Origin of the sequence: Terrisporobacter muris (assembly GCF_024621905.1) — a bacterium.
GTDB lineage: Bacteria > Bacillota > Clostridia > Peptostreptococcales > Peptostreptococcaceae > Terrisporobacter > Terrisporobacter muris.
Window position 1 is genome coordinate 1 of the sequence record NZ_JANKBY010000321.1, and the last position, 4,091, is coordinate 4,091.

Here is a 4,091-nt window from a genome sequence, read left to right on the forward strand (position 1 = left end):
TCTTCATTAATATATTTCTATTTTTTGGCTAAAATATCTTTAACAAGGAGGAGTATCATGAAAAAAGAGTTTACAATTTGCTTAATTATATTATTTACATTATGCATTTATAATAATACATCTTATTGTTTTAATAAGAATAATGATTTCCAAAATGTACTTCATATAAATAATATTAATGATAAAGATATTGAAATAGAAATTACGGATATGGAAACAATAAATAGTACTATAAGTTTAGATGAAATATATGAAGTGTACTCTATTATTACTATGGATATAACTAATACAGGATTAGATTGTGTAGAGTTGTCCAATATAAATTATTCTATTTATCAAGGCGATAAAAAACTACAAACATTCATACAAACGCAAAATAAATGCTTAGGATTTGTGGGAACTTTAGAAAGTGGAGAACGCAAACAAATAAAGATAGGAGTAGCATTGGAAGAAAAAAATACACCACTTAAACTAGTTTTTGAGAACTTAAGTGATATTAAAAAAGAGAAAACTATAAAAGTACTAAATATTTAATATATTTATTACAAGTAGCTTATAGAATTCTTTTAATATAGATATTTTTCAACATATTTATCATTTATACCTTACATTCGACATGACGTAATATTACAATTTTGTACTTTGATTTATTTTAATTTACAATGTATAATTAATTTAACAAGTAAGGAGGTATATATGAGTTATTATGATAGTAGTGATAATAAGATAAGAAGAAAAAAATTAGTTCTAGTAATTCAAATAAAATTCATAAACAAGAAAATATAGTTAATCCTGAAAATAAACAAGAAATTAATAGAATTAATAGAAACGAAATAGATGAAGATTTTGAGCTAGAAAAAGAATTGTTTTACAAAAAAAGAGATAAAAAAAGACGACAAGCATATAGTATAACTAAAAAATGCTTAACTATTTTACTAATGTTAACATTTGTAGGAAGTATATTCGCTTCTGTGTTGATAGCAGTATCACTTAAAGGAGCTCCTGATGTTACCAAAGATTTAATTTACAATAGTTATGTATCTCAAAATATAGTGCCAATCAATGAAATACCAGATAATTTAAAACATGCTATTGTTGCAACAGAAGATAAGAGATTTTATAAACATAAGGGAGTTGACTATAAATCTTTAGTTAGATCTGTTGTAAATAATATTTTATCAGAATCAACACAAGGTGGAAGTACTATAGATATGCAAGTATCGAAAAACTTGTTAACCAGCGAAGATAAAACTATGAAACGTAAAATTAGAGATATGTATAATGCTATGCAGATGAATAAGATAATGACAAAAGATGAAATTTTAGGAGCTTACTTAAATAATATATACTTTGGTAAAGCAAGTTATGGTGTGGCTGATGCAGCTAAAACTTATTTTGGTAAGGATGTTAGAGATTTAAATTTAAGTGAATGTGCCATGTTAGCAGGAATTACAAATAATCCTGCTAAATATATGCAACATGATGAGGCCAAAAGAAGACAAAAGGTAGTTCTAAAGCATATGTATGACCAAGGTTATATAACTCATGATGAGTATAGAGAAGCTATTAGTGATCCGACACCTTTTAAATCTGAAATTGAATAAACAAATAATTAAAATGCCAATAAGTAAAACTTGTTGGTATTTTTTAGTATATAGCCTTGATATTTAATTATTTCATATTATAATAAGATTAATGTTATTTTAAGTTTAGAAAATAAAAGAGGTGACCAAATGTTTAAATTTACTTTTGATGAAAAAGAATACATATTAAATGATGAAAATTTTGATGAATTAATCAATGATGATGAAAAGCCAGTTAAAAATATTGATAGGGATATGATTATAGAATTATTAAATAACTCTCCAGAAGAAATAATATTTGATGAAGAGTTTTATATAGAAGCATGTCCAAAGTGTTTAAAAGGCATAAAAGAAAAAGAAAAATTCTTCCCATTTTTAGAATATCATTTTTATATTTATACTAAGGATGGAAAATATGTAATAAGTACTATTGATAAAGATTATAAAGGGAAATCATTTAACAAATTATCTAGAGCAAATCTTGTAGATGATAGTTATATAGTAAGTACCATTATATGTAAACATTGCAATGATTACATAATACAAATAGAGAATTGTGAAGTGTAATAAAACATACATTCTGGACATATCTTATGATATGTCTTTTTTTATTACAAGTACACTGATACTATTATATTTGTTGATAAGTTATGGAATAAAAAATATCAAAGAGTATAGAATTGTAAAAAAAGAGCCTTTTAGAAAGTTGTTACCTAAAGTGGAGCGCCCACGATGTGGCTTAAAATTACATGTCGCCTACACAGTGGGTTGAAGTGGTAAAGAAATGATTCGCAGACATGTCGCTCAAGAGAAGCGAATTTTTATATTTAATTTTTAAATTAAGTTACTAATGTTACATTTATTTGTTATGATTAATTTGAGGAGAGGGGAATATATTATGAATAAAATAATTAGAGTTGTAACCAGATTATTACTAGGATTTATAGTGTATGGTCTAGCTATAGTAGTAATGATACACGCGAATATTGGCCTTAGTCCATGGGATGTACTTCATCAAGGTATTTCTCTAAAAACAGGTTTTACTATGGGTCAAATATCTATAGGAGTAGGAATTATAATTATAATAATTGATGCATTTATGGGAGAAGGAATTGGATTTGCTACATTAGGCAATGTATTACTTATAGGTACTTTTTTAGATGTATTTGAAGGACTTAATATAGTACCTTATGCAAATAATTTATTTACAGGGATTATTATGATGTTAATAGGAATAATTTTAGCTGCTATAGCAACTGTATTATATTTAAAACCAGCGCTTGGTAGTGGTCCTAGGGATGGATTGATGTTAGCTATAAATAAACGATCATCAAAATCTGTAGGCGCAATAAGAACAATTATAGAATTAACAGCATTAACAGTAGGTTGGTTCTTAGGAGGAAGTGTGGGAATTGGAACAATAATAAGTGGATTTGGATTAGGATACGCCATACAAATTGCTTTTAAAATCAGTCATATTGATTCTAAGTCACTAACTCATGAAAGTGTTATTGAAAGTATTAAATCTTTAAAAAATAAAGAAAATATTCAAGTAGAAACTTGTGCGGAAATTGATGAAGAATAAAAAGAGAAGCTAATATTAGCTTCTTTTTTATTTGAAAATTTCTATATTAAATATTTATTTCTCAACAAACATATCGCAGCTGGCATTTCCACTATTTATTTTGATTTTACTAGCTGTACAATACTTATTAACATTATGTGAGCATTTTATTGCGTCACATTTTATATTTTGTATAGTGGTAGGATCTAACTTATTTTCTCCATAAATAGAACTAGTAAATTGCTGATAGTCCTTTTCCTTAAAAGTAGAACAGTAAGTATCATCAATGTCATCAGCAAGACTTCCATCAATACTTATTCTTCCTGCATAACAATAATTGCTATTGTTATGTATACACCTTGTTGCATCACATCTTAAACTAGTATCCAATTTTTTAGACCTCCTTTACAAACTATATTAAAAATAATATATGTAAGTTGTATTATTTTATACAATTACTTTTTATTATTTGGAAGACATTTACTGCATAATACAACTACATCTTCATCAGTCTCGCGCCCTAATTTTTTATTTATATGGTATACATCCACATCATCTATAGAGTTACAGTTGGAGCAAGCATAATTGTGTTTTTTTAAAGTATTTTCTTTAAATAATTGCCAATACAAAGAATTAAGATAATCTTCATACTTAATTCTAAGGCTGGTTTCTAGAAAGTCTAAATATAAATAATCTAAATCACAAGTTGTTAGATTTGTATGTTCTTGATCGAAAAATTTACAACAGTCACTTGGATTTGGTATTTTATTATTAATTATACATTTTATATAGTATCTAAAATTTTCATCAGGTCCTTCCAAACTTAAATGAGAGCAGAAGGTACAACAGTTTCTTGGTAATTTATCCTCTAAAACTTCATTATCCTTTTTCATAGTATCCCTCCAATTTTATCAAGGAGTAAATTTTTATATATAATACAGATC

Annotated in this window: 6 protein-coding genes; 4 read left to right on the forward strand and 2 right to left on the reverse strand. The window is 26.3% G+C overall.

All coding sequences use genetic code 11. The features are described 5' to 3' along the window. Positions 1-57: 57 nt before the first annotated feature. The 4 genes from NSA58_RS16945 (at position 58) to NSA58_RS16960 (ending at position 3,168) form a co-directional block, all read left to right on the forward strand. Entirely contained in the window at positions 58-534 is a 477-nt protein-coding gene (locus tag NSA58_RS16945; protein ID WP_039679739.1) for a DUF4352 domain-containing protein, read from the forward strand. Between the two features lie 329 nt (positions 535-863). Continuing rightward, on the forward strand, positions 864-1,604 hold the full coding sequence (locus tag NSA58_RS16950) for a transglycosylase domain-containing protein (protein ID WP_257560721.1): 741 nt from the start codon (positions 864-866) through the stop codon (positions 1,602-1,604). A gap of 129 nt (positions 1,605-1,733) precedes the next feature. Further along, the gene (locus NSA58_RS16955; RefSeq protein ID WP_039679737.1) at positions 1,734-2,150 is read left to right on the forward strand and encodes a DUF3785 family protein; all 417 of its coding nucleotides are present in this window, start codon (positions 1,734-1,736) and stop codon (positions 2,148-2,150) included. A gap of 331 nt (positions 2,151-2,481) precedes the next feature. Next, complete coding sequence (locus NSA58_RS16960) at positions 2,482-3,168, forward strand: YczE/YyaS/YitT family protein (RefSeq protein ID WP_039679736.1); 687 nt, start codon at positions 2,482-2,484, stop codon at positions 3,166-3,168. 54 nt (positions 3,169-3,222) lie between these two features. On the opposite strand, the gene NSA58_RS16965 is transcribed toward NSA58_RS16960, so the two are convergent. Then, entirely contained in the window at positions 3,223-3,537 is a 315-nt protein-coding gene (locus NSA58_RS16965) for a DUF1540 domain-containing protein (RefSeq protein ID WP_039679735.1), read from the reverse strand. A gap of 65 nt (positions 3,538-3,602) precedes the next feature. Continuing rightward, the gene (locus NSA58_RS16970) at positions 3,603-4,040 is read right to left on the reverse strand and encodes a hypothetical protein (protein ID WP_039679734.1); all 438 of its coding nucleotides are present in this window, start codon (positions 4,038-4,040) and stop codon (positions 3,603-3,605) included. Between the last annotated feature and the right edge of the window lie 51 nt (positions 4,041-4,091).

Bases quoted from the DNA above. Each gene is read 5' to 3' on its own strand.
- NSA58_RS16945 (WP_039679739.1), top strand. From the start codon at position 58: ATGAAAAAAGAGTTTACAATTTGCTTAATTATATTATTTACATTATGC.
- NSA58_RS16955 (WP_039679737.1), top strand. From the start codon at position 1,734: ATGTTTAAATTTACTTTTGATGAAAAAGAATACATATTAAATGATGAA.
- NSA58_RS16960 (WP_039679736.1), top strand. From the start codon at position 2,482: ATGAATAAAATAATTAGAGTTGTAACCAGATTATTACTAGGATTTATA.
- NSA58_RS16970 (WP_039679734.1), bottom strand. From the start codon at position 4,040: ATGAAAAAGGATAATGAAGTTTTAGAGGATAAATTACCAAGAAACTGT.